Below are 26,814 nucleotides of genomic sequence, written 5' to 3' on the forward strand. Positions count from 1 at the left end.
ACACTCAATGTTAAGAAAAACCAAAATTGTGGCAACTATAGGCCCTGCTTGTGAAAACAAAGAAAGTTTAGCCAGGATGGCCCAAAACGGAATGGATGTCTGTCGGTTAAATTTTTCACATGGTGAACACCAGGAGCACCTGGATAGGATAAATTTAATCAGGGAAGTTTATCAGGAATTAAAGTTTCCCCCAGCTATTTTACTTGATACCAGAGGTCCTGAAATCAGATTGGGAACTTTTGAAAATGGTGAAGTGGATTTGGAAAAAGGACAAGAATTTACTTTATCAACTGAAGAAATAGAAGGGGATACTACAAGAGTACATGTAAATTATCCACAAGTCACTTCTGATATAAGTCCCGGAGATAAGGTGCTTCTTGATGATGGTTTGATTGAGCTATTAGTTAATGAAGTGACTGAAACAGAGGTTAAAACAGTCGTCAATAATGACGGTACCATTAAGGATAATAAAGGTGTCAATTTACCAGGTGTGACTCTATCTTTACCAGCTATGACTGACAAAGACCAACAAGATATTTTATTTGGTATCGAAAACCAGGTGGATTTTATTGCAGCTTCATTTATTAGAAAGCCAGAAGATGTTTTAGAAATTAGAAAATTCCTTGAAGAACATGGTTCAGATATTCCCGTAATATCAAAAATTGAGAATAAAGAAGGTGTTGAAAATTTAGAAAGAATCTTAGAAGTTTCCGATGGCCTAATGGTGGCACGAGGAGACCTGGGTGTTGATATACCACCAGAAGAAGTGCCCTTAGTGCAAAAAAGAATGATTAACAGATGTAATGATGAAGGTAAGCCTGTTATAACAGCTACACAAATGCTAGAGTCCATGACGGAAAACCCACGCCCAACTAGGGCAGAAGCCAGCGACGTTGCTAATGCTATCATAGACGGAACTGATGCGGTTATGCTTAGTGGAGAAACGGCTGCTGGAGCTTACCCCGTGGAATCGGTAAGTACTATGGCAAATATAGCAAAAAGTACGGAGAGGGAGCTATCTAGAAAACCACAAGAAGTTACCGCTAAAGACACTGGTATGACCGAAGCTATTGGGTACTCCACCTGTCAGATAGCAGGCCAATTAGAAGCTAATGCCATATTAACAGCTACCCAATCTGGGTATACGGCAAGAATGGTTGCCAAATACAAACCAAAAGCGCCAATTGTGGCAGTGACGCCAATTGAAAAAGTTGCCAGGAGATTATCTTTATCATGGGGTGTTTATCCAATAACCTGTGACCCTTCAGAAACAACAGATGAAATGTTTCAGGAAGCAATTCAAACAGCCCTGATAACTCAATATATTAGTGAAGGGGACCTTATTGTTATAACAGCAGGAATTCCAGTAGGAGTTTCGGGAACAACTAACTTAATTAGAGTACATACTGTGGGAGAAATCTTAGTTTCAGGTGCAGGAATCGGGAAAAAACCGGCAACTGGCAAAGTGGTCAAAGTAGAAGATAGCAATGATTTATCTAAAATTTCTAGTGGTGATATAGTAGTGTTGCGGGGTACTACAGATGAAATGGTTCCTCATCTGGCTCAGGTTAGTGGTCTTGTTGCCGAAGAAGGTGGTTACACATCACCAAGTGCAATTGTAGGACTGGATCTAGGATTACCTGTTATTGTTGGTGCTGAAGGAGCTTTAGAAAAACTGGCAGATGGTGATCAGGTTACTATAGATCCTTTACGAGGTTTTGTCTATAAAGGGCAAGCAACCATATTGTAAACCATGAGTAGATTAGAGGTGAGTTAAATGATTTCAAAAACAAATATAAGGGTACGATACCAGGAAACAGACCAAATGGGTGTGGTTTATTATGCCAATTATCTTGTTTGGTTTGAAGTAGGACGGAATCACTATTTTAGGGAACTTGATTTCCCTTATAGGGATATGGAAAAAGCGGGGATTTATATTCCAGTAATTAGTGCAAACTGTAATTATCAAAAACCTGCTCGGTATGATGACTTGATCGAAATCCAGACAAAGATAACTAAAATGACGTCGGCCAAGATATGGTTCAATTATGAAATAATTAGAGGCACTCAAGACACAACAACTTCAGGAAAAGGAGATAGGTTCCTAGCTAAGGGTGAAACATCCCATGCCTTTGTCAATGAAACAGGAAAGCCAGTTGCTTTTAAGAAGTACTTCCCAGATCTTTACAATGATTTAAAAAACTATATAATTACATAGGAAAATGTAGTAACAGAGTAAACTTAGCAACTTCGCAGAACTCTTACTTATAACCGGAGGGTTTATATGCTGGTAAAAGCTTTATTATTATTTACAATTGTACCTTTAATTGAAGTCTGGTTCCTGGTTAGACTCGGGCAGAATATAGGAGCCTTTCCTACTATTTTTTTAGTGGCCGTGACAGGTTTTATTGGGGTTTTCCTTGCTAAAAGCCAGGGTTTTATAGTGATACACAGACTTCAAAGAAAACTGGCATCGGGAGCTTTTCCAACTGATGAACTTTATAACGGTGCATGTATTTTGATAGGTGGGACATTATTATTGACTCCTGGACTATTCACTGACTTATTTGGTTTAAGCTTGTTAATCCCTTTTACCAGAGTGTTTTGGAAAATGGTGTTTTCCAGGATAATTAAAAAACTTATCAAAGATGGTAAAGTTACCGTTCATACCAATAATCAAGAATTTTGGGGCAATACAGGTTCGGAGAAATCCGATTATATTGATACTGATTTTGAGGTCAATTACGATGAAGATAAGGATGAAGATTATCATTAATAGCTTAACTGCTTAACCATTGAACCAGTCCTTACGCATTCTCGTGAATTTAATTATGAGTTAGTGACGACAGATGATATTTTAATTGAGGGACAGAAAAGTTCAAATAAAATCTACCCTTTTCATTGTTTAGTTGGTGATAAAAATACTCAAATAAAAATACAGATGGAATAAGAGATTTATATAGTTTTAAGACTAAATGATGAAAGGGGAATCTTAGTGGAATTTGAAGCTTATGATGTGGCGTTGATTCCCTTTGTGATGGGAATGATTCAAGTGTTTAAGAAATTGGGAATGCCTAAAAAGGCTGCTCCTGTAGTGGCATTGATTGTGGGTAATGTAATGGGATATGTTTATTTAGCTCCAGGAGAGCCGGAAAAAGCAATAATCTGGGGTACTTCTATTGGATTATCTGCTATTGGAGCCTATTCGGGAGCCAAAAATACAATGGAATATAATAAATAAAATAAGTCTTTTAAAAACCAAATAATAGATGTTAATCTTGAACTATTGTATTTTATGCTAATTCATGATAGATTACATAGTGAATTGGAGATACTGAGTAATTGCAGTAGCTAGAGTTTCTACTCAAGTTGGAATGGGGAGATTAACATGAGAAGCTTTACAATTTCTAAACATGGATTTAGCACAATTGGATTCTTTTTAATAGGAGCTTTAATTAGCTGGTTTATAAATCAGTGGTTAATGTTAACTTTTTTATGTTTTGCTACTTTTACAGCAGCCTTTTTCAGAAATCCTAAAAGGTTCCCGCCCCAAGGTGAAGAAGTAGTAGTTTCTCCCGCAGACGGTAAAGTTATGGAAGTCGATGAAGTTATTGAGCCGAATTTTACTAATAATAAAATGAAGCGGGTAAGAATATTTTTATCTTTATTTAATGTGCATATGAATAGGATGCCCATTGATGGTAATATAGCTGGCACTAGTTACTTACCAGGTAAATATTTATTAGCCTGGAAAGATAAGGTTTCCGATGAAAACGAAAGAAATGCAATTCTAATTGATCATTACGGTTCTCCCTTTGTTGTTGTGCAAATAGCTGGCTTTGTAGCTAGGCGCATTGTTTCCCAAGTCACAGAAGGTCAAGCTGTTACAAAGGGTGATCTTTTTGGAATGATCAAATTCGGTTCATGCACCGAACTGTATCTTCCTATGGAAACTGTAGTAAAGGTGAAATCCGGAGATAAAGTGAAAGCAGGAGAAACTATCTTGGCAGAAATGCCAGAAAAAAATAAATCTACGGTAAAAAAATAAGTCAATATAAAATAATTACCCCGGCATTAGCCGGGGTTTTTTATTAGTCCGATTCAGAAGAGACAGAATAATTTTCTTCCCAGAGTTCATCGGCTTTTCTTGCCCATTTACTAGCAATTGGCTGGCATTTATTGGCCACCCTTTCAACGGGTTCTTTCTCCAGTATCTGTGTAGAATAAGCATCGGAATTTTGAACCATTTCGGTTAAGATATCTGGATTATCAAGTAATGGACACGGTTTCAATAAATTGTCATCAAAAGGTTGTCGCTTTCGGTATTCTTGGAATAGAGGTGATCTTAAAGCTTCTAACAAGCTATGGTCATGAATGTTTACATTGGCATAATGAATAAAGGCACAAGGTTCTACATCTCCGTTAGCATTAATGTGTAAATAATTTCTACCGCCTGCGATACAACCTCCAGAAAACTCTCCATCATTCCAGAAATCAATTAAAAAGATAGGTTTTTCAGCACGGAATTTGTGAATTTGTTCAAACATATAGGCCCTTTGTTCAGGAGTTACTAACATATCGGGAGTTCCTTGTTTTCCGATTGGCATATAAGTGAAGTACCATCCGAATAAGCACCCTTTATCAACCATTGCATCTATATACTCTTCTGAAGCAACGGTTTCGGTATTGTATCTGTGATAAGTTGTGGAGAAACCAAAGGGCACCCCGTAGCTTGACAGTATTCCCATAGTTTCATCAATCTGGCTGTAAGTTCCTTCTCCTCGCCTTTGGTCAGAAACAGCTTCAAAACCGTCTACACTTATAGCTAGAGCGAAGTTACCTACTTGACTGAGGTCCTTTGCCAGTTCTTCATCGATTAAAGTTCCATTAGTAAAAGATAAAAAGGCACAGTCATTGTGTTTACCTGCCAGTTTAATTAAATCCTGCTTTTTTAGGAAAGGTTCTCCCCCAGAGAAGACATACATATAGACTCCCAGTTCTTTTCCTTCTCTAATAATTCTGTCCATGGTCTCAAAACTCATTGAAGTTTTATCATAATCCGCTGCCCAACATCCTTCGCATTTCAAATTACATGCAGCTGTAGGGTCCATTAGTATAGCCCATGGAACATTGCAGTCGTATTTTTCACTGTACTCAACTGATACTTTTCGACCTAAAATAACCGAATTTAATACGAAGTTGGCTACAAACTTTTTTACTATATTCATATCGTAATTGTTTAAAACTTTTTGTGTCAGTTGATTCCAATTGTTATCAGGATCTTCTATAGCTTTACCGAAGTTGTCAATTGCTTTGTGATGATGGTCAAAGGCAGTAAATTTTTTGATATATTTTAATAATTTTGGGATGTTATTTAGTGGATCCTTTTCAATATAGTTTAATCCCTGGTTAATGACGGCTGAGCCAATTAATTTTTTATAATTCAATTCCCCTCCCCCCTTTACAAGTGAATATTGGAAATATCCCCCAAATACTAATGGTTTTTGAGGGAGTTTTGCCCTTGAAATGAAAGTTGTCAAATTATTAGTACATATTTAACGATTTTTATATAACTAGAATAGTTCGTGTTATTGTAATAATATGCTATTAAATTCTATAAATTCACTTATTAATTAAGTTGCTTGTGTTAGTTTTATCATTAATTAATGCTTGATAAAAGTTTATATGAAATTCATCTATTTTAGCTTGGAATATTTTTTCGGTTTCGTCAGAGTCTATTCCATAAAACTCGGACCATTTTTCCTTTAGTGCAATAAATAAGGTAACAGGAATGGTACCAAAGAAAAACAAGTTTAGAATCTGTTCTGTATGATTATCTATTTTGTAGCCTTTTTCTTCTAGATCTTTCAAAGTTTTTTCGTAAATAGGATGCAGTATTCGAAAAATATTATGATCTTGTGAACCGGATTTTAATGTTTCAATGGTCAAAATACTAAGAATTTTGCTCTTTTGTTTTAAAAAATTAAATAATCTTTGGGAAATCTTTTTGATTTCTTCTTCGGAATAATTATCAATTTCCTCTAGTAAGGTTTCTTTAAATTCTAGAGTTTCCTGGACATGTCTTATCACCAGTTCCTTGAGTAAACCGTGTTTATTATCGTAATAGTAATAGATCAAAGCTTTATTTACTTGAGCTCTGTGAGCAATTTCATCGACTTTAGTTCCGTCATATCCTTTTTCGGCAAAGAGGTGTTCCGTAGTTTGTAATATTTTCTCTTTAGCCGTTATTTTTTTTGTAGAAATTGTATGTCCACCCCTTTTATCGTAAAAATTCTGAAATTAACCTCATAGTTAATTTAATGGTAATATTTTCTTTAGATTTTGTCAATTGAAAAAGCCCCTTTTCTCAAAAAAAGGGAAGGAGGTTAAGCGTTTACGGTTTTCTTTTAGTTTTATAAACCAAATTATTAATTTTATCAGAAAGCTCTTGCCCAATTTGATCCCAGCAAAAACGCCATTCCCAATTATCACCAATGGTTCCTGGAGTATTCATTCTGTGATTACTATTTAATCCTAAAAAATCTTGTAAAGGAATAATTGCTGAGCGGGCATCACTTTCATATACCATTTCGATGTGTTTCCAGGCGGCATTGATTTGTTCTTGTTGGGAAGAAAATCTCTCACCCAATTCATTTTCAAGCCAACCTACTATAGTGTCATTGTCGTGAGTTCCAGTGTAGGCTACAGTATTTTTGTTGTACAAGGGGACTCTGAATTTGTGATCTGGCTCGTTATGGATTGCAAATTGTAAAATACTCATACCAGGATAATCAAATTTTAATTTAAGTTCCTCTACTTCTGAGGTAATTACTCCTAGATCCTCGGCAATTATTTGCGGGTCATACTTATCCTGGAGATTACTTTCTATGGTATTAAAAAACTTTTCTCCGGGTCCTTTCACCCATGTGCCATTTACTGCCGTGTCTTCTGAACCAGGTATTTCCCAATAAGCTTCAAAACCTCTAAAATGGTCAATGCGTACTACATCGGATAACTGCATTAGGACTTTAATTCGTTCAATCCACCACCTGTAATTATCTTGTTCTAGTTCGTTCCAGTCGTAATGAGGATTGCCCCACAATTGTCCATTTTCACTAAAGTAATCTGGTGGTACTCCAGCCTTTTTTGCCGGTTTACCTTGGGAATCCAACTCAAAGTAATGTTTTAGTGCCCAAACATCACTGCTATCATGAGCCACGAAAATGGGAAGGTCACCAATAATATGTATATTTTGTTTGTTGGTATAGTTTTTTAATGAATGCCATTGATTGAAAAATATATACTGCAAAAATTTGTGATAATCAATAGTATTAGCTAATTTTTCTCTGTATTTTGCTAGTGCATGTGGTTTTCTCCAGATAATTTCTTCATCGTCCCACTGATGCCAAGGTTTATAATTGAAGTGAGCTTTTAATGCCATAAACATAGCGTAATCTTCTAACCAGTAACTGTGCTGAGAGATAAACTCTCTAAAATCATGGGATTCTTTCCCACCATTATCAATGAAATTTTCGAAGGCAGCTTGTAATAAAGGTTCTTTCAATTGATAAGTCTTTTCATAGTCGACATAGTTAGTCTGTTTCTGTTGAGCTTCACTAAGTCTATTCTGAGTAAGCAGCCCTTGTTCAGTCAGCTTATCTAAGCTTATTAACAAAGGATTTCCGGCAAAAGCAGAAAAGCACTGATAGGGAGAATTTCCGTAACCTGGAGGGTTCAGAGGGAGAATCTGCCAAAATTTTTGACCAGAGTCCCTTAGAAAATCAACAAATCTGTAGGCTTCTTTACCCAAATCACCAATTCCATAAGGAGAAGGTAATGAAGTAGGGTGAAGTAAAATACCAGCGTTCCTTTCAAAATTTGCGTTTCCTTGATATCTATCGGCTAATAGTAACTTGCATTCTAAAGGTTCTAAGGTGATCTCAAGATATCCATCATTGTCAGTCGAAACAATGTTATAATCCTCTAAGGGATCTACAAAGCTTTGACCACTATTCGTGCCAGTAACTTCTGAGATATGAATTTTTAGATTCTTTCGTTCTCTGGGATTTCTATTTAGAACAATTACAGCTGTATTGTTTAATCTTTTTTGGTGGAATCTATCTTGGTTCTGAGAAATTTTACGTCGATACAGTAAAATGTCCTTATCCAGATCTTGTTGAGAATCACTGACTGTAGTGACCAGGGAAAAATCGCCAGTTCGTAATACATCGTAGTGGTTTCTTATAGCTGTTAATTTTCTAAACCATGAAACCAATTCCTGATCCTCATTGCCCCAGGGATAAGTCTTTCGATTGTCAGGGTCTTGATAGCCCTCTAATCCTGCTTCGTCTCCGTAATAAATTGAAGGTATCCCAGGGAAAGTCATCTGCCAGAGAGTCAACAACTTGAGACGTTTTTTAGCTATACTGTCCAAATCTTCTCTTAAATCATCAGGAGTATTGTCTTTTAAGACAGTCAAAACCCTTTCGACATCATGACTTCCGAGTAAATTCATGGCTGTGTAAAAATAATCTTCAGGGTAATTTTCCATGAGGGACAAAACTCTTCGAGCAGTCTCTTGAGAGCTGTTATGATCTAATACAAAATCCAGCATTATGTTTCTTAAAGGATAATTTGTGACTGAATCCAACTCTTTTCCCAATAAATATTGCCTCCGCCTGTCGTAACTAATTTTATTGGAGGCATCTTCCCACACTTCTCCAATAACAATACTTTCTGGATCTTGAGATTTTAAAGTCTGATAGAAATTTTGTAAAAACTCATCAGGGATTTCATCAATTACATCTAATCTCCATCCCTTTGCACCGTGCCGGAACCAGTGCTTTAAAACACTGTTGTCATCACTAATAATAAAGTTTTGATAATCAGGATTATGTTCTTCTACATTTGGGAGATTGTCAATTCCCCACCAACTTTCGTATTTGTGAGGATGTTCTAAAAAGCGGTACCAATTATAATAAGGAGATTCTTTAGATTGATATGCCCCTAATGATGGATAGCTTCCATATTTGTTAAAATAAAGGCTATTACTTCCCGTGTGACTAAAGACACCGTCTAAGATAACCTTAATGTTCATGTTTTCAGCTTCTTTGCAAAATTGACGAAATTCCTCATTGTTTCCTATCATCGCATCAATTTTGTGATAGTCACCTACATCATATCTATGATTGCTTTCCGCTTCGAAAATAGGATTAAAATAGATAATGGAAACACCTAATTTTTTGAGATAAACCAGTTTTTGCCTGACTCCCTCTAAATTTCCTCCAAAAAAATCCCATCGCAAAATTTTTCCCTCTTGGTCTCGAACATACAGAGGCGAATTATCCCAGTGGGAATGTAAAAAACTATTTCTCTTAGGATTAGATACCGTACCATCTTCATTTCCATTATTAAATCTATCAATAAATATTTGATAAATGACAGCATCTTTTAGCCAATTGGGTATTTGTAAATCTTGCTCGTGAACAGTTACTTGATAACCTAAAGGTTCTTGGTGACTTTCTTGGCCTGGGCCTCCTGATAATTCCTGATTGTTACCGAAATAAACTTTAGTTTCATTACTTACGACTGTAAAAGTATACCAAAATAATCCTGGTGTATCAGGTGATTTGATGGATGCTTCATAAAAATACCCTGTAAGTTCTTCTTTATAAATACTACCATTGCCATTATCGTAGTCAATTTGATCGCAGTCATTTTCCGAAATTCCAGTTTGATACATGGGATACGCCACTTTGTTACCTTGATCGTCAATGCAATTAGCCAAGACTTGCAGTTCCTTTGGGTTAGTAGTACGAATATAAAGCCTTAATAAGATCTCTTTGTTAATAGAGACTGCTCCAAATGGTTTTCGATACAAAGGATTATGGGAGTCATGAAACAGCTTAATAGGTGTTTCCACTATATTCACCTGCCGGCATTTGAGATGAATCTGCTTGATTTACAGTCATTGTTTTCAGAGGAGTAGCTTGCCAGATTTTATCTGCGTAGGATTTAATTGTATAATCACTTGAAAACCGCCCTGAATTGGCAATGTTAACAATGGCTTTTTTAAACCATTTACTTCGATCTTGATAAGCTTGAGAAACTTTTTGTTGGGCTTCTTCTAATGATGTTAAATCTTTTAAAACAAAATACTCATCATTTCCAAGCAATAGCGAATCGTAGATATCTCGGAAATTTTCTTCCCCTGGTAAAAAATCAGATACTAATTGATCTAAAATCCTTTTAATTTTTAAATCATTCTCATAGATTTCAAAAGGACTGTACTCACCATGGTGATAATATTGTAATACTTCTTCAGATTCTAGTCCGAAAACAAAAATATTATCATCTCCAACCGCTTCCCGGATATCAATATTGGCTCCATCATTGGTTCCTACTATAATAGAACCGTTCATCATAAACTTCATATTACCGGTACCTGAAGCTTCTTTACTGGCAGTAGAAATTTGCTGATTAACATCGCTAGCTGGGATGATTTTTTCGGCTAGGGCTACCCGATAGTTTTCTAGATAAACAATTTTTAACTGATCATTAACTTGAGGATCGTTGTTCACCAATTCAGCAATACTGTTGATAAGTTTAATTATCTTTTTTGCATAGTGATACCCAGGAGCTGCCTTGCCAGAGAAGATAAAGGTTCTTGGGTAAAATAAAGTATTGGGATTTTCTTTAATTTGATTGTAAATTTTTAGTATATGAAGGGCATTCATTAATTGACGCTTGTAAGCATGGAATCTTTTGACTTGCACATCAAAAATACTGTTAGGATCAACTGTTAGCCCGTTTTCTTTTTTAATAATTTCAGCCAGATCTTGTTTGTTCTCGTGCCTAATTTTTACTAATTGTTCCTGTAGACCGACATCATCTTGGTGTTTTTCCAAAGCTTCTAATTCTTTTGGTTCTGTAATCCAATTAGTTCCTATATAGTCTGTCACAGTATCAGCTATTTTTGGGTTAGAAAGCATTAACCAGCGTCTATGAGTTATGCCATTTGTTTTATTCTGGAACTTTTCTGGCATGTATTCATAGAAATTTTTAAATAGTTTTTCTTTCAACAGTTTAGTATGGAGAGCAGCCACACCATTGACAGTATGACTTCCTGCTAAAGCCAAATGAGCCATTTTAACTCTTCCATGGGCTAAAATAGCCATATTTTCGATTCTGTTCCAATCTCCAGGGTATTTATCCCATAAAGATTGGCAAAAGCGTTCGTTTAGTTCGTGAACAATCATATGAATCCTAGGTAGCAAGCATTTTATGGTTTCTTCCGGCCATGATTCTAAAGCTTCTGGCAAAGTAGTATGATTAGTAAAGGAGATTGTTCTTTTAGTTAAATCAAAAGCTGTATCCCAATCCAAACCCTCTTCGTCCATTAAAATTCTCATTAACTCTGGTATAGCTAGGACAGGATGAGTATCGTTAATATGAACCGATACCTCTTGGGGTAATTCGTGAATTGATTTTTGCTTTAGTTTGTAATTATCTAAAATACTTTGTAAGGTGGCAGAGACCAAAAAGTATTGTTGTTTCAATCTGAGCACTTTGCCTTCTTCGTGGCTATCGTCGGGATATAGAAATTCAGAAATAGATTCAATTGATTTTTTGTAATTGAGTACCTGATGACAGCTATTACCATCAATAGGTTTAAAGTAAAAATCTTGGACTGCGGGTTCGGTATTCCAAAGGCGTAGGGTATTAACCACTTGATTTTTATAACCTATTATTGGTATATCATAAGGGACAGCTAGAATGGACTCGTAATCTTCATGGTGAAAAGTTAATTTTCCGTTTTGGTGGCTGGAGGTGACTCTGCCTCCGAATTTGATTTCATGAGCGTGGTCACCTCGTCTTATTTCCCAAATATTACCTTCTCTTAACCAATTTCCTGGTAATTCCACTTGATATCCATTTACAATTTTTTGGTCAAAGAGTCCATATTTGAAACGAAGGCAATGGCCGACAGCGGGAATAGACAGGGCAGACAGAGAGTCGAGAAAATCTGCAGCCAATCTGCCTAAACCACCATTTCCTAATCCCGGGTCTGGTTCCTTTTGAACTACTTTGTCAAAATCTATTCCTAGTTCTTTGAAAGACTCTTGACAGGTGTCAAGAGCACCGATGCTTAATAAATTTTGCTTTAACATCCTTCCCATCAAAAATTCCATAGAGATATAGTGAACTTGGGTTTTATCTTTGTCAGCCATTTGACTATTGGTAGCTACCCAATTATCATTTATTTCTTCTCTGACCATTCTCCCCAGAGTTTTATATAGATCCAAATAACTTGCGTTATCGATAGCTTTACCTCGTTCTTTACGTAATTTTTCCTTAAATTCTCTTTTGAATTTATCCCTTGATTCAAACATTATTTAAGATAACTCTCCTTTCTGGTGCTGTTTGTGTTTCTATGTATAAGTTTGTGATACAATTCGATATATTCACAGGCAGATTTTTCCCAACTAAAATCAATTGTTGTCAAATTATTTATGATTTCCTGCCAAAAAGCTTTTTGGTGATAATATTGTATTGCTTCTTTAATGGTAAATAGCATTTCATGGGCGTTAAATGATTCGAAAGTGAAACCAATACCTCTTGTACCTTCTTCTGAAATTGACGGATAAACCGTATCATGTAAACCGCCCACTTTTCTAACAATGGGAACACTGCCATAACGAATAGCAATTTGTTGTCCTATTCCACAAGGTTCAAATAAAGATGGCATTAAAAATAAATCAGATGCGGCGTATATTTTTCTGGCCAAACCTTCATCAAACTTAATTTGAGCAGATAAATTTTGATGTTTTTCGGCTAAATAACTAAGATACTGTTCGTAATGAGGATCTCCTGTTCCTAGAAATACAAATTGGACCTCTTCTGATTCTAATAACTCAGGTAAAACATAAGTTATTAAATCCAATCCTTTTTGTTTTACCAAGCGGTTAATAAATGCTATCAAAGGAACACGAGAACTTACAGGTAACCTCAAATCTTCCTGGAGTCTGAGTTTATTAATTAGTTTTTCATTAGTTTTGCCTTCATCAGGGAGATTATAATTACGGTAAATATTAACATCAGTTTTTGGATTGTAGTCCTGATAATCGATACCATTTAAGATACCGTATAAATCATCTCTTCGTTTGTGAAGAAGACCATCTACTCCCATACCTAATTCAGGGCTTTGAATTTCTTTTGCATAAGTGGGACTAACAGTAGTAATGGCATCGGAGAAAATCAAACCACCCTTTAAGAAACTGATTTGGCCATGGTATTCCAAATACTCGGGATCATGTTGTAATTTGTGGTCATGTAAATCAAAAAAATCCTCTAGTACATGTGGTGTAAAAATCCCTTGATATTTTAAATTGTGGATTGTCAATATCGTTTTCATCTGATTATAATTAGTTTTATGAGCGTATTTGTATTTTAACAAGGGACTAACCATGGCCGTATGCCAGTCATTCAAATGTATAATATCTGGATAAAAGTCTAAAAGGGGCATAATATCTAAAATAGCCTTAGAAAAGAAACCAAATTGCTCTGCTTCATCAAAATATCCATAAATATCTTCACGATTAAAGTAATAATCGTTTTCTATAAAATAAAAGGTGACATTGCGAAAATTGTAGCTAGAGACTCTACTTTTTTGGGCTCTCCATCCTAGAGGTATAATAATGGAATCAATTGGTTGAAATTCACTTTTAAATTGGCTTGGTATTGCAGAATATCCGGGTAATACAACCCTGATGTCTATCTCTGATTGTTTTTTGATAGCAATGGGGAGTGCTCCCAGAACATCCCCTAAGCCACCGCGTTTTGCGAAGGGACTTGCCTCAGCTGTTGCAACTAATACCTTCATTGTTTAGTCCTCCCCTTGGATGAATTATTTTAAGTATCAACACTAAATATAGCAGCGCCTATTATTAAACTCGCGCTTGTTTTGATAAAACTAGAGGCTTAGTTGATGAATTTATCAATTGCTTATTTTCGGAAATATAAACCTGTTTATCAGCAATTACTTCATTTAATAGCGAGTTTTCATTTATAATAGTCTCCGGAAAAATTATTGAGTTACTAATTTGAGTTCCTCTTTCTATACTGACTGAATGAAAGATAATGCTGGAGTTGACTTCTCCTTTGATGTGGCAACCTTCAGCTATCAAGGATTGTGAAATCTCACATCCTTCATAATATCGAGTGGGAGGGAGGTCTCTTTTTTTAGTAACCGGCACTTCCATATTACCAGTAAGCATTTCCGGTGTTTCTAAAATATTCATGGAAAAGTTAAAATAATTTTCCATATTAGTAATACAATTAAGATTTGGATAGTTAACTTCATTAATTGTTAATCCGTTATTTCTGATAGAACTAGTCATAAGATCTGTGATAGATCCATTGAAGTTAGTATAATAATATTCTCTTATTAATTTAACCATTAAACTTTTACTTATTAAGAAAATTGGATGCATTTGATAGTATCCATCTTCTGATAGATCTTTTGAGTAGCTTGCATAGTCTGTTCCTGGTCTTACATAGGTAATATCTTTTTCTTGTTTTTTATGAAAGTTTAATAACCACTGAAAATCTATATTTCCCACCAGATTCCCCGGCGCAAATACCAGATAATCCTGATGGCTTTTTTTAATATGATCAATATTTTCGGATAGTAATTGAAAATCAAAATGTCCTAAATTATAGCTGGATTGGGACATTGTGGGTATGAAAATAAATAATCCATCTCGTTTTTTATCTAGTCCCCATGCTGCTCCTCCCTGTAGGTGGTTGATTAGTGCTCTGTACTTAATAGTAGATAACAGTGCAATATTTTCAATACCAGACTGGACCATGTTGGTCAAAATAAAGTCAATAAGTCTGAATTTACTCCAAATTGGTAAAGAGGCAATACACCGATTTCGAGTTAAAATCGGTAATTTTCCATCTTGTTCTGGTTTGTTCAAATAAATTATGCCCATTAAATCTTTCATGTTAACACCTCTTCTAATTTCGTTTCTTGTGTAATTGTTGTATTTTGGGGTACCAGTACTGGTTCTTGATGGTTTTCTTGATTTATCGAGGCAAAAGATTTGATATGGCAATTTTGACATGTGATGGCATGTTTGATAGTGGCGTTTTGTTCTACAATGGTGTTTTCCAGAAGTACGGAATTTTCAACCACAGCATTTTTTTTGATAGTCACTCCCGGAGATAGTACAGAATTTTCTACAGTGCCTTCCAGGTGACAACCTTCACTGATAATAGAATTGCGAACCTTTGCAGTTTCACTAATGTATTGTGGTGGGTAAGAGCTGCTTCTGGAGAGAATTGGCCATTCTTGGCAATCAAGTTTTAAAAAGGGTTTACTGGACAATAGGTCCATGTTGGCATCATAAAAACTTTTTACAGTTCCCACATCTCTCCAATAACCTTGATAAATATAAGAACATAATCTTTCCTCATTAGCTAGCATTTGAGGGATAATATCTTTACCAAAATCTCTTGTTGAGGTGGGATTTTGGCTATCTTTTTCTAAATACTCTTTTAGTTTGTCATAATTAAAAATGTAGATCCCCATGGAAGCTAAATTATTTTTGGGTTGTTGGGGTTTTTCTTCAAATTCGAAGATCTTCCCTTTATTATCTGTATTCATAATTCCAAAACGATGAGCTTCGCTGTAAGGGACTTCCATTACAGAAATAGTCACAGAAGCTTGAGAAGCAATGTGAAATTGTAGCATTTTTTGATAATCCATTTTATAGATATGGTCACCTGACAAAATTAACACGTATTTAGGATTGTAAGTCGATAGAAACTCCAGGTTCTGATAGACAGAATCTGCGGTCCCTTTATACCAGCATACCCCGTTTTTTTCTGTATAGGGTGGTAATATATAAACTCCGCTCCACGTACCATGAAGGTCCCAACTCCTTCCCTCACCGATATGAGTATTTAGTTCAAAGGGTTTGTATTGAATTAATACACCTACCGTGTTAACACCAGAATTTCTACAATTGCTTAAGGTGAAATCGATTATTCTGTATTTTCCGCCAAAAAGGACGGCGGGTTTAGCCGTCTCGGAAGTGAGTTCATTTAATCTCGACCCTTTACCACCAGCTAAAATCATGGCGACCCAATCTTGACCATTATTAATCATTCTAATTCTCCTCTCTAGCTGCCAAAGGTTTTAAAATAAAGGTGGCCAGGGGAGGGATATTAAGTTCAATGGAATACGGGCGATGATGCCATTCAACCTCATGGGGTTGCAGTTCATCTGAGTTTAAGATGCCGGAACCACCATACTCCTCAGCGTCACTGTTAAATATTTCTTTATAACTCACATCTTTGGGAACTCCAATCCTGTAACCGTGATATACTTGAGGCGTAAAATTACATACTATAATTAAATGATCCTGGAAATTATACCCCCATCTAATAAAACTGATAATACTTTGACTGTGATCATGAGGATCTATCCACTCAAAACCTTTAGATGTATGATCTTGTTCGTAGAGAGCTGGTTCTGTTGTGTAAAGTTGATTTAACTGACGACAGTACTGCCTCATCTTCCAATGAAATTCAAATTGTAATAGGTTCCAGTCCAATTGCTCTAAGTCTTTCCATTCATCAAATTGCCCCAGTTCTCCACCCATGAATAATAGTTTTTTTCCTGGGTGACCCATTTGATATCCTAGTAATACTCTTAAATTGGCAAACTTTTGCCAATAATCACCGGGCATTTTATTGAGAAGAGACCTTTTACTATGAACTACCTCGTCATGGGACAATGGCAAAACGAAATTTTCGGAAAAAGCGTATAAGAAAGAAAATGTGATATTTTGGTGGTGATGTTTTCGGTGTATTGGGTCTTTTTTCATGTACTCTAACATGTCATTCATCCAACCCATATTCCATTTGAAGTTAAAACCTAGCCCACCTGAATATGTAGGTTTACTGACTAAGGGCCAAGAAGTAGATTCTTCTGCAACCATCATTACATTAGGGAACCGTTCAAAAACAGCTTCGTTTAATGTCCTGAGAAAATTTAATCCTTCTAAATTTTCTCTGCCTCCGTATTTATTCGGTAACCATTCTTCACCATCTTCTTTACCGTAATCCATATACAAAATACTTGAGACAGCGTCTACTCTAAGACCATCAATATGAAAAAGGTCAAACCAGAAAAAAGCATTAGAAACTAAGAAACTGATAACTTCTGGTTTCCCAAGATCGAAGTTATTAGTATCCCATTCAGTATTTTCAGCCCTGTGGGGATCTTGATATTCAAAAACCGGTGCTCCATCAAAGAGTCTCAAACCGTGACCATCTCTACAGAAATGACAGGGGTTCCAATCCAGAATTACCCCGATACCTTCTTGATGACACCGATCTACAAAATACATAAAATCCTTCGGGGTACCATAACGGCTGGTGACAGAAAAATACCCAGTGGCCTGATAACCCCACGAACGGTCAAAAGGATGTTCAACAACTGGGAGGAGCTCTATATGAGTGTAGCCCATTTCTTTTACATAATCGACTAAATCGTGGGCTAATTCACGATAAGATAAAAAATCTCCATCTTCAGTTTTTTTCCAGCTACCTAAGTGTACTTCGTAAATGGATACAGGTTTTTTTAAAATATTCTCTCGTCTCTTTTTTCGTTGCCATTCCCTATCTCCCCAGTTATATCCCTCTAGAGAATAAACGATGGATGCTGATTTTGGTCTTTTTTCAGAATAGAAAGCATAGGGATCAGCTTTCAATAGGGGTTCTCCTCCCCCCTCAGGATAAATTTTATACTTATATAATTCTCCTTCAGTAACTTCTGGTATAAATAATGACCAAATTCCCGAAGTTGTGATTTTATTCATTGCGTATTGTTCACCATGCCAGTCGTTGAAACTGCCTACAATTTCAATTTTCTTGGCATTAGGTGCCCAGACAGTAAATCGAGTACCAACAGTTCCTTTCTCATTACTTAAGTGAGCTCCAAATTTACGATAGCTTTCGAAATATGTGCCTTCATGAAAAAGATGAGTTTCAAATTCAGTAATTGTCTTGGTTTGAACCAAAGTCATACTCCCCTTTGTAAAGATTGTAAATAAACTTTCAAATACTAATTCTTCCCATAAACATGGTATTTATGTGAAATTTATCAGCTGTATTTAAATATTTAATCGATTTAGCCTACTATAAGTTTTCCCAAGATAAATCCCAAAAAAAACCCTGAATTTGCTAAAACTTTATTAGAACTTTGAGCTTTGGGGAGTAATTCATCGATAACCAAATAAATCATAGCTCCCCCGGCAATTCCCAAACTTATTCCCACTAGATCGGGAAGAACTCCCATAAAAATAATCCCGGCCATGGTACCAAGAGGGGTTACCAATCCTGCAAAGGTGATTAAAATAATTATAGAGAAAGTGTTTAAACCACCAGCTTTTAATGGTCCAGCTGTTGCCATTCCTTCAGGTATATTATGAATTGCCAAGGTGATAGCTATTATCAGGCTTAAGTCGGGGGAAGCTTCTATTCCTGTACCGATAGCTAATCCTTCTGGTAGATTATGCAGAGCAATTCCCAAAATTACTAAATAGCCAGTCTTTAGAAAATCTTCAGTCTCATACATCTGGTGAGTAGGGGTGAGAAACTTATTTATTACTACAGAAAAACACCACATGATAAAGCCCCCTGCAAAAAATGCAGCCAGGACTGGTCCTTGATAGCTCAACTTTAGAGCTTCAGTAATTAACTCAAAAATACTGACAGAAAACATTACACCACCTGAGAACCCCAAGATAACTGCTAATATAATCCGAGAAGGTGTACCGAACAAAAAAACTATCCCAGCTCCCATTAAAGTTGACATACCAGCCAGTGTACTAAAAATCATAATTTCCATATTATCCCGCCTATAGAAGACTTTAATAAAGCTTTTTATTTAAACATATTAGCTGGCTTACTAAATAATTCCCCCGAAAAGTAGGTTTTCGAAATGATTTATGTTAGAATAGTCAAAAAATGATTATAATTTTATAAAGTCCTTAAGGAGGAGTTGTTAATGAAAGAAAGGCAGCTAGGCAAAACAGGTATTAAAGTCAAACTGTTCAGTTTAGGGGGAGAGGCTACTGTAGAACAAAGAGGGCTTAAACGTGAAGCTATTGAATTGATAAATAAGGCATTGGATTTAGGTGTTAACTATATCGATACTGCTCCAGCTTACGGAGAGGGAGGTAGTGAAGAAAATATTGGCATGGTGATGAAGGATAGAAGAGATGAAGTCACTCTTGCTAGTAAAACACCTGAACGTACATACGATGATACAATGAAATCTTTCGAAAAAAGCCTTAAGAGATTGCAGACAGATTATTTGGATATATATCAAGTTCATGACATAAAGACTGAGGCAGAACTGCTGCAAGTTTTGGATCAAGGCGAGGGAGCTATTAAAGCTCTTGAAGAATTAAAAGCCAATGGAGATATAAGATTTATAGGAATAACAGGACATAAACGGCCAAAACCTATGTTAAAGGGAATTAAAGAGTATGATTTCGATACCGTACTACATGCCTTGAATCCAGGAGATATTCATTATAATTCTTTTAAAACAGAGTTCTTAGAAGAAGCTGTTAATCGTCAGCTTGGTATTATCGCTATGAAGGTTACTGCTGTTGGCAAGATTTTTGCAAATAATAAATCTATCAGTATGGGCCAAATTTTAAATTATGTATGGTCCCATCCTATATCCACAGCAATTATCGGTATCTCCAATCTAAAAGAACTAGAGGAAAATGTTAACCTTGCTCAAAATTTCACCCCTTATACTACAGAACAAATTAAGGACTTGGAAGAAAAAACGGCAAGTAATCAAAGACAGGTTAATTTTTTTAAATATGAGTGGTAATTTAAGGATGAGCTAAACTATTTTTAACAAGGAATTTACCAATAAAATCTTGAATTAATAAACTATCAAAAACTAAGGAGGAATAATATGCTGACCTTTTATTGTCTAGCGACTTGAAAGACCTGTCAAAAAGCGAGAGCGTGGCTTTCGCAAAAGGAAGTCGAATTTGAGATCCGAGACCTGGTCAAAGACCCCTTAACTCCTGAAGAAATAGTCCAATTGGGAGACCTTGCTCCTGACGGCATTAGATCCCTTTTGAATAAAAAGAGTGCTGCATACAGAAATTGTCAGGTAGATGAACAAGAATTAAGTGAAGAGGAGTTAGCTGAGTTCTTAGCAGATAAGCCGAAAGCTTTGAAGCGACCAATATTAACTAATGGTCATAAAGTCGTATTAGGATTTATTGAAGACGAAATGAAGGAGTTATTATAAAATGGGAGCAGATATGAATATAGAAATTAAAACATTTGATGAGTTAACTCTTCAAGAGCTATATGCAGTTATTAAAGCAAGAATTCAAGTATTTGTGGTTGAGCAGAATTGTCCGTATATGGAATGTGATGATTTGGACCAAATGGCCTATCATTGTTTTATACAGAGCTCAGGAAATGTTGTTGCTTATGCTCGTGTTATTCCACCTGGTTATAAGTTTCAAGAAGCTTCCATGGGGAGATTATTGACTATCGAAAGAGTGAGAGGGACAGGTTTAGGGCTGGAATTGATGGAACAGGTGATGTCCTTTATGTGTAGACAAAAAAATTGGCAGGAAATTCGTATAGAGGCGCAAAAATACCTTGAAAGTTTTTACAAAAAGTTTCATTTTAGAACTGTATCTGATACATTCATATTAGATGGCATTGAACATATAGAAATGTTATATCAAAAGGGTTAAGTTTAAAAATCATAAAAAAGCCCCCGGCTAAATTTAATCGGGGGGTTTTTTTGGAAGGTGGAGCTATCGAATTATGTGTGGACGATTCACTTTAACTATTGACCTAAAAGAAATAATCGAAAATTATGGTTTTGAAATATCTTATGTATCTCAAATAGCGTCTAACTATACTCCCAGATTTAATATTGCTCCTAGTCAAGCTGTGTTGGCCATTGCTGCCGGACAAAAGCAAAACAGATTGGGATATATTAACTGGGGATTAAAAGCTTTTCCTAAAGGTTCCCCAATCATAAATGCTCGGGCTGAAACTTTGCGTGAAAAAAAGAGCTTTGCCAAGCTGGTAGATCAAAGGAGATGTTTAATTTTAGCCGATGGTTTCTTTGAATGGAAAAAAACTCATCAAGGAAAAGAACCGTATTATATTTATTTACAAGGCAAAAAATTTTTTTCCATGGCAGCTTTATGGAACCGTTGGAAGCAAAATGGTGAAGAATATACAGGTTGTGTGATAATTACTCAACAAGCCCCTAATTATAGTAATTTGACCGAAATACATTCTAGAATGCCGTTATTATTGACTGAGCAAGGGGAAAAGGAATGGCTATATTCCTCAAATATTGTTCTTTCTGAAATAGTATCAGAATCCCAGGCTCTTATGACCCAAAAAGCTGATTGGCACAAGGTCTCAACAGCTGTAAATTCTTATAAAAATGATTTTCCAGAAGTGGTTGAGCCCGTTAGTTAAAAGTTGAGCCTGTTTGATCCCGTTACTTAAAAAAAGACATAGCTAGAGATAAAACTATTTTTAATCTAAATTGTGTTTTTCTTTAAATGTTTTCCAGTTTTCTTTGAGCCAATAAAAGTTTTCGAAATTATCTAGTCTCAGACAAAAAGGGTTAGCTTCCTTTTCTGCCTGTATAGTTGAGCTTGGACTAGGGCCGTAATTATGACCAGGATAAATTTTTGTATCTTGAGGAAGTTGCATTAATTTCTTTAAACTTTCAAATTGTGTTTTAGCTGTTTCCCGATCTCTTGTGCCGCCTACTTTTCCCACAAAGAGCGTATCTCCCGTAATGAGTGAATTATTGACTAATAGGCAGATATCCTCAGGAGTGTGACCAGGGGTATGTAATATCTTTATTTCTAGTTGGTCGAGCCAGATTGATTCGCCGTCCTCGACTGCAATATCAACTGAACTTGCGTTAGGCTTATATTTTGTGTTGGTATGAGCTATTAATTTAGCTTTTGGAAATATGTTTTTTAAGGTATCATTACCCCAAGTATGGTCAAAATGAGCATGGGTATTTATAATATATTGTACATCGTATTGAGCTTCTGTTAACTTGGTAGCCAATAATTCATCACAAAATGAAGGATCTACTATGGCGATTTTGTTGCTAGATGGAGAAGAAATTACATAACTAAAATTTTTAGCTCTGTGAGGACATTTAAACTGTTCAATAGTCAAACTGAATATCTCCTTTCATATTTTGAATTGATTTTTTGGAACTTTATCTCATGAATACTCTCACTTGTTATTATTGATTATTTTGATAACAAGTGTCAAGAATAGATCCTTATTAGGATTAAATAGTCAATGGGGCGGGGAGTGATATGCTTGAATGTTTTAGAAACTGTAAACTTAACTAAGAAATACGGTAGTTTTTACGCCGTTAAAGATGTCAATTTTCAAGTGTCATCAGGTGAAATTTTTGGTTTTTTAGGTCCAAATGGCGCAGGTAAAACTACAACGATAAACATGCTAACAGGACTGTTACAACCGACTACTGGGAAGGTTTATCTAGATGGTCAACAATTTGACAGTAGATCAGTCGAATCTAAAAGGGTATTTGGTTATGCCCCTGATGAGCCGGTGCTATATGAAAAATTAACTTTGAGCGAGTTTTTGGACTTCATTATTCGTATATATGATTTAGATTACCAAGCGGCCACGACTCGTGCTGAAGAGTTATTAGAGTTATTTGAACTAGCAAATAGTAGTTATAAATTACTAGGCAGCTTTTCTCGGGGAATGAAACAAAAAGCATCTTTAGTAGCTTCTTTGCTTCCTGATCCTAAGATTATAATTTTAGATGAACCAACCAGTGGACTGGATCCTAGAAGTGTTAAGCGTCTCAAAGATCTATTAACTAGAGAAGCGCAAAGGGGAAAAGCTGTGTTTATGTCTACTCATATTTTAGAAATTGCAGAAAAGATGAGTCATAGAATAGGGATCATTCAACACGGTGAATTAAAAGCTTTGGGAACTATGGATGAGTTATATTCTCAAAAGAATCAGACCCCTCACTCTTCCCAAGAAGATGAAACAAATTTGGAACAACTCTTTTTAGAACTAACTGGAGGAGATGAACATGAGTATCTGGAATGAATTGGTCTTTCTATTAAAGCATCAGTTCAATTTAACTAAAAAAGATTTTTTAATTAAAGATGATCATAAAAGCAATAACAGTTTTTGGTTGAGTATAGTTGCTTTTGGTTTCATAGCTTTATTGCTTCTCCGGCTCAGTTCAAGTATTTTTTCAGGTATTAGATTTCTATTTGAAACTGAAGAACAATGGGATGCTGGACTAATGCCTATCTTAGAAACCCATATCTTAGCAACAACCGCTGTCTTGGTCTTCTTTTTTTTAATGCTTAATGGTATCAGAATTGTTTTTGAAAATTATTTTGAGTCACGAGATGTACAGATATTATTAACCTTACCTCTATCGGTTCAGGCAATATTTGCAAGTAAATTTTTACAGAGCTTTTGTATCAATGTGGTGCAAATCATTCCTTTTATTGGTACTATATGGCTGGGTTATGGTTTGGCGGTAGGTGCAGGCATTTTATATTTACCTATAATATTATTTGTTTTGATCTGTGGTGGATTAATTTTTACCGCTGTAGCAACAATTTTACTCCTTGTTATTGCCCGTTTCGTTCCATCTGTGGTTATGAAACAAGCTATTACTATTTGTTCTTTTGCCATGGCTTTTATTATCTTTGTTGGTTGGCAGTATTTCGTTCAGATAGCAGAAGTAGAAATCACACCTGAAGGGATTCTTACTATCAGTCAAAATATGCAAGCTTATTTAGAATTAGAATTACCCCATTTGTGGATGGCCAGGAGTTTAATGTTTCCCTTGGCTGAGTTTGATGTGACAATCTGGGAGTCTCTTATTCCTTTAGCAGTTACGGCTATTTTAGGTTTTTTAATGAGTGTCTTTATAGCTGAAAAGGTATTTCTAACTGGCTGGTCGAAGAGTATGGATGTACAGGCAGGTAGTAGAGGCAAGTTTTCTCGTAAAAATGGAGGCATTTTTTCAAGATTGATTAACCACTTAAGTTTGCCTGCCATTTCACCCGTTGTAAAAAAAGATTTACTTTTGTTGAAGCGAACACCCTTTATGTGGTATAACATCTTGATAATTGTAGCCATGTTAGGGATATTAGCTGTGAACTTTCCTCAAGAAGGCCAAACTCATCACCCAGGGATATTTAATCTGGAAGCTAGTTTAAACTTACTACTCATAGGTTTATTTGGTACTCAAGCCGGTGGAAGTGTGGCTGGCATTGCCTTTAGTGCCGAGGGAAAGGCTTTATGGAACTTACAAACTGCGCCGATTTCGAAACATAGATTATACTTTTGGAAATTATCCTTTGGTTTGATAATAAATTTGGCAATTATGAAAATAGCTTATCTAATATTTTATTTAATTCCCAATTTAACAGTTTATCCCTGGTACTTATCATTACCACTACTTTTTGGAAAAGCCCTGGTAATCACATCTGTTATTTTATACCTGGATATAGAGAATCCAAAATTTGAAAATGGTGATAAATTGAATCGCATTGGAGGCGACAATAAAATTCAGGGCGAAATTCGTTCCATTGTCAGTGTTTTAATACAATTGGTCACTGCTGCTTTTCTTGGATTACTAGTGATTATTCCCGGCGCTTTTCCCATATGGTGGGTTATTACAATATCTTTAGGTATTTTTGTTGGGACTGCTGTGTTTGTAACTCGATGGTGTTATCTAAAAAGTATTGACCGGCTCAGTAATTTTTTGATAGGTTAAACTAAAAAATAAAATTTATCAGGTATCAGGAATCATAAAGGAGAGGTGTTATGTCAAGCAAAGTTTCTATAGCCCAAGTTGGTTGCCAGTATAGTGATGACATTATCGCTGCTAAAATGAAGCAGCTATTTTTTGACACGGGTTTAAATGATTATATAGCTCCAAATAAACAGGTTCTGATTAAGCCCAACCTAGTGGCGGTTCCCCCGGAAGATTTTCGAGGAGCCATTACTCATCCTTTAATAGTTCAAAAACTGTCAGATATAGTCCGATCCTTGGGAGGACAAGTTATTATTGGTGACTCATCAGCAGTAGGGGTCAACACAGAAGATGTTATCTCTACTACGGGATATGAGAAGCTAAGACAGCAGGGCTATCAAGTTATTGATTTAAAACAGGATTCGGTAGTAGACCTTCAAGTTCCAGGAGGTGGAAAAGCACTGTCCCAGTTGCCTGTAGCCAAAACAGTCAAAGACGTAGATCTAATAATTTCAGTACCAGTTATGAAAACTCATGATCAGGTAGAAGTTAGCCTGAGTATCAAAAATCTAAAAGGACTACTACCAGATAAAATAAAAAAAGCATTTCATAATAAATATGGCCTAGCTAAAGGAGTATCAGATATACTGGCAACTGTGCCTCCAGTGGTTTCAGTCCTAGATGCCACCTATGCATTAGAGGGTATGGGGCCTGTCTATGGAGAATCTGTACCCATGGGACTTATTTTAGCCAGCAGCGATCCTGTGGCCTTAGATTCAATAGCTGCAGGTATAATGGGTTTGGAGGAAGATGAACTTAAGATTGAGGGAGAATGTTATAATAGGTGTTTAGGTGAATTGAGACGAGATAAGATCACCATCTCAGGTGATGTGACAGATATAGATCAAGTAGCGAGAAGATTTACTCGGATCAAAGATTTGGATTATCAATTTAATGTTGACTTTGATTTAATATTTAATGAGGAAGTTTGTACAGGCTGTAAAAATACAGTTATGAGCTCCTTAGATGATATCCAAACTCAGGGAGTGGAGCCATATTTATCGGGAAAAACTGTATATGCCGGTCCATTAACACAAGGTGAGATTAGTGGTAGCTCCAACTCTATACTGATCGGAAATTGCCTATACAAGCATAAAAGTCAAGGAACTTTTGTGCCCGGATGTCCGCCGGAAAATTTACCTGTAATTGAAGGCCTTGTAGGTGAAGGAAAGATTGCCAGACGTTATACTAGTGAAAATCAAAGTCAGTTTAATCATCCTTGGGGCATTATCTACGATTTAGATAATACATTGATCAACTCAAAAATAAATTTTAATAAAATGAAAGTAGAAGTCATGAATTATCTCCAAGAAGAACAGCTTTTGCCCGAAATTACTAACCTTGAGAAACATACTGCTGCTACCTTGATTCAAACTGCTCGTCAACATTCCACTTTGGATCAGGAACAAGAAGATGGATTGTGGGCTTTAATTACTGCCATTGAAGCTGAAGGCATGGATAAGGCCGAAACAGAACCTGATATCAATGAAGTGATTTCAACTTTAGCTAATGAGTATACTCTGATCGTATTGACTAATAACTCATATAAAGCTGCTATGAAAGCTTTGAAACAATTTGGCTTAGATGAATACTTTCAATTGGTGGTAGGTAGGGAGCAGATGACTAGTTTGAAACCATCTCCTTCTGGTGCGGAATACATCTTAGAGCATTTTGGTGATACTAAAGCTGAAGATTGGGTCATGGTAGGAGATTCTTGGATAGACGCAAAAGCAGCCCAAGATGCTTCAATACCATTTTTAGCCTACAATTGTAATCTACAAGAGTTGATTGACCGGGACATTCCTTGGGAAGAAAATTTAAAGCACCCCTGGGATATAATAAACTATCTAGATAAATTAAAAAATTAATTTTCAAGG

Annotated in this window: 21 protein-coding genes and 1 pseudogene; 12 read left to right on the plus strand and 10 right to left on the minus strand. The window is 35.9% G+C overall.

Going from position 1 to position 26,814, the window contains the following annotated elements; all coding sequences use genetic code 11:
- Positions 1–7 precede the first annotated feature (7 nt).
- From pyk to NTHER_RS02920, 5 genes are all read left to right on the plus strand, one after another.
- Entirely contained in the window at positions 8–1,750 is a 1,743-nt protein-coding gene (gene pyk, locus NTHER_RS02900) for a pyruvate kinase (RefSeq protein WP_012447032.1), read from the plus strand.
- A 27-nt stretch (positions 1,751–1,777) separates the two neighbouring features.
- Complete coding sequence (locus tag NTHER_RS02905; protein WP_012447033.1) at positions 1,778–2,218, plus strand: acyl-CoA thioesterase; 441 nt, start codon at positions 1,778–1,780, stop codon at positions 2,216–2,218.
- Between the two features lie 66 nt (positions 2,219–2,284).
- Complete coding sequence (locus tag NTHER_RS02910) at positions 2,285–2,776, plus strand: FxsA family protein (protein WP_012447034.1); 492 nt, start codon at positions 2,285–2,287, stop codon at positions 2,774–2,776.
- Between the two features lie 219 nt (positions 2,777–2,995).
- Positions 2,996–3,241, plus strand: coding sequence for a hypothetical protein (locus NTHER_RS02915; RefSeq protein ID WP_012447035.1), 246 nt, complete (start codon positions 2,996–2,998; stop codon positions 3,239–3,241).
- A gap of 147 nt (positions 3,242–3,388) precedes the next feature.
- Entirely contained in the window at positions 3,389–4,048 is a 660-nt protein-coding gene (locus NTHER_RS02920) for a phosphatidylserine decarboxylase family protein (RefSeq protein ID WP_012447036.1), read from the plus strand.
- A gap of 43 nt (positions 4,049–4,091) precedes the next feature.
- Here the strand turns inward: NTHER_RS02920 and NTHER_RS02925 are convergent, their stop codons facing one another.
- The 9 genes from NTHER_RS02925 to NTHER_RS02965 all read right to left on the minus strand — a co-directional run bounded on the left by NTHER_RS02925 (position 4,092) and on the right by NTHER_RS02965 (position 18,913).
- Entirely contained in the window at positions 4,092–5,447 is a 1,356-nt protein-coding gene (locus tag NTHER_RS02925; RefSeq protein WP_012447037.1) for a radical SAM protein, read from the minus strand.
- Between the two features lie 175 nt (positions 5,448–5,622).
- Positions 5,623–6,264: a TetR family transcriptional regulator gene (locus NTHER_RS02930; RefSeq protein ID WP_083762646.1), complete on the minus strand. Its 642-nt coding sequence runs from the start codon at positions 6,262–6,264 to the stop codon at positions 5,623–5,625.
- A 130-nt stretch (positions 6,265–6,394) separates the two neighbouring features.
- Positions 6,395–9,922 (minus strand): bifunctional glycogen debranching protein GlgX/4-alpha-glucanotransferase, encoded by a 3,528-nt coding sequence (locus NTHER_RS02935; RefSeq protein ID WP_012447039.1) that lies wholly within the window; start codon positions 9,920–9,922, stop codon positions 6,395–6,397.
- A complete protein-coding gene (locus tag NTHER_RS02940; protein WP_012447040.1) occupies positions 9,906–12,392 on the minus strand; it encodes a glycogen/starch/alpha-glucan phosphorylase in 2,487 nt (828 codons plus the stop codon). Before NTHER_RS02940 ends, NTHER_RS02935 begins: the two co-directional genes overlap by 17 nt.
- Positions 12,392–13,882 (minus strand): glycogen synthase GlgA, encoded by a 1,491-nt coding sequence (gene glgA, locus NTHER_RS02945; RefSeq protein ID WP_012447041.1) that lies wholly within the window; start codon positions 13,880–13,882, stop codon positions 12,392–12,394. Before glgA ends, NTHER_RS02940 begins: the two co-directional genes overlap by 1 nt.
- Before the next feature lie 64 nt (positions 13,883–13,946).
- A complete protein-coding gene (glgD, locus tag NTHER_RS02950) occupies positions 13,947–15,008 on the minus strand; it encodes a glucose-1-phosphate adenylyltransferase subunit GlgD (protein ID WP_012447042.1) in 1,062 nt (353 codons plus the stop codon).
- Positions 15,005–16,174 (minus strand): glucose-1-phosphate adenylyltransferase, encoded by a 1,170-nt coding sequence (locus tag NTHER_RS02955; RefSeq protein WP_012447043.1) that lies wholly within the window; start codon positions 16,172–16,174, stop codon positions 15,005–15,007. The genes glgD and NTHER_RS02955 overlap by 4 nt, the downstream gene beginning before the upstream one ends.
- Position 16,175: 1 nt before the next feature.
- Positions 16,176–18,098: a 1,4-alpha-glucan branching protein GlgB gene (glgB, locus tag NTHER_RS02960; protein ID WP_041366857.1), complete on the minus strand. Its 1,923-nt coding sequence runs from the start codon at positions 18,096–18,098 to the stop codon at positions 16,176–16,178.
- A 104-nt stretch (positions 18,099–18,202) separates the two neighbouring features.
- Positions 18,203–18,913: a ZIP family metal transporter gene (locus NTHER_RS02965; protein ID WP_158438198.1), complete on the minus strand. Its 711-nt coding sequence runs from the start codon at positions 18,911–18,913 to the stop codon at positions 18,203–18,205.
- Between the two features lie 168 nt (positions 18,914–19,081).
- Here NTHER_RS02965 and NTHER_RS02970 point away from each other — a divergent pair, with 168 nt between their 5' ends.
- From NTHER_RS02970 to NTHER_RS02985, 4 genes and pseudogenes are all read left to right on the plus strand, one after another.
- Positions 19,082–19,924, plus strand: a complete 843-nt coding sequence (locus NTHER_RS02970) for an aldo/keto reductase (protein WP_012447046.1) — start codon at positions 19,082–19,084, stop codon at positions 19,922–19,924.
- Between the two features lie 129 nt (positions 19,925–20,053).
- Positions 20,054–20,356: pseudogene (locus NTHER_RS02975) on the plus strand (arsenate reductase family protein); the annotation flags it as partial.
- Between the two features lies 1 nt (position 20,357).
- Positions 20,358–20,816 carry a GNAT family N-acetyltransferase gene (locus NTHER_RS02980; RefSeq protein WP_012447047.1) on the plus strand — a complete coding sequence of 153 codons (459 nt, stop codon included), beginning with the start codon at positions 20,358–20,360 and terminating at the stop codon, positions 20,814–20,816.
- Positions 20,817–20,889: 73 nt separating this feature from the next.
- Entirely contained in the window at positions 20,890–21,561 is a 672-nt protein-coding gene (locus NTHER_RS02985) for an SOS response-associated peptidase (RefSeq protein WP_012447048.1), read from the plus strand.
- A gap of 60 nt (positions 21,562–21,621) precedes the next feature.
- Here the strand turns inward: NTHER_RS02985 and NTHER_RS02990 are convergent, their stop codons facing one another.
- On the minus strand, positions 21,622–22,284 hold the full coding sequence (locus NTHER_RS02990) for a hydroxyacylglutathione hydrolase family protein (RefSeq protein ID WP_012447049.1): 663 nt from the start codon (positions 22,282–22,284) through the stop codon (positions 21,622–21,624).
- A 150-nt stretch (positions 22,285–22,434) separates the two neighbouring features.
- Here NTHER_RS02990 and NTHER_RS02995 point away from each other — a divergent pair, with 150 nt between their 5' ends.
- From NTHER_RS02995 to NTHER_RS15005, 3 genes are read left to right on the plus strand one after another with little or no spacing between them, the layout of a single operon-like run.
- Positions 22,435–23,205, plus strand: coding sequence for an ABC transporter ATP-binding protein (locus NTHER_RS02995; RefSeq protein WP_012447050.1), 771 nt, complete (start codon positions 22,435–22,437; stop codon positions 23,203–23,205).
- Positions 23,189–24,898 (plus strand): putative ABC transporter permease subunit, encoded by a 1,710-nt coding sequence (locus NTHER_RS03000; RefSeq protein ID WP_012447051.1) that lies wholly within the window; start codon positions 23,189–23,191, stop codon positions 24,896–24,898. Before NTHER_RS02995 ends, NTHER_RS03000 begins: the two co-directional genes overlap by 17 nt.
- 50 nt (positions 24,899–24,948) lie before the next feature.
- On the plus strand, positions 24,949–26,805 hold the full coding sequence (locus tag NTHER_RS15005) for an HAD-IA family hydrolase (RefSeq protein WP_012447052.1): 1,857 nt from the start codon (positions 24,949–24,951) through the stop codon (positions 26,803–26,805).
- The last annotated feature ends 9 nt before the right edge of the window (positions 26,806–26,814 follow it).

Source organism: Natranaerobius thermophilus JW/NM-WN-LF (assembly GCF_000020005.1).
Taxonomy (GTDB): domain Bacteria; phylum Bacillota; class Natranaerobiia; order Natranaerobiales; family Natranaerobiaceae; genus Natranaerobius; species Natranaerobius thermophilus.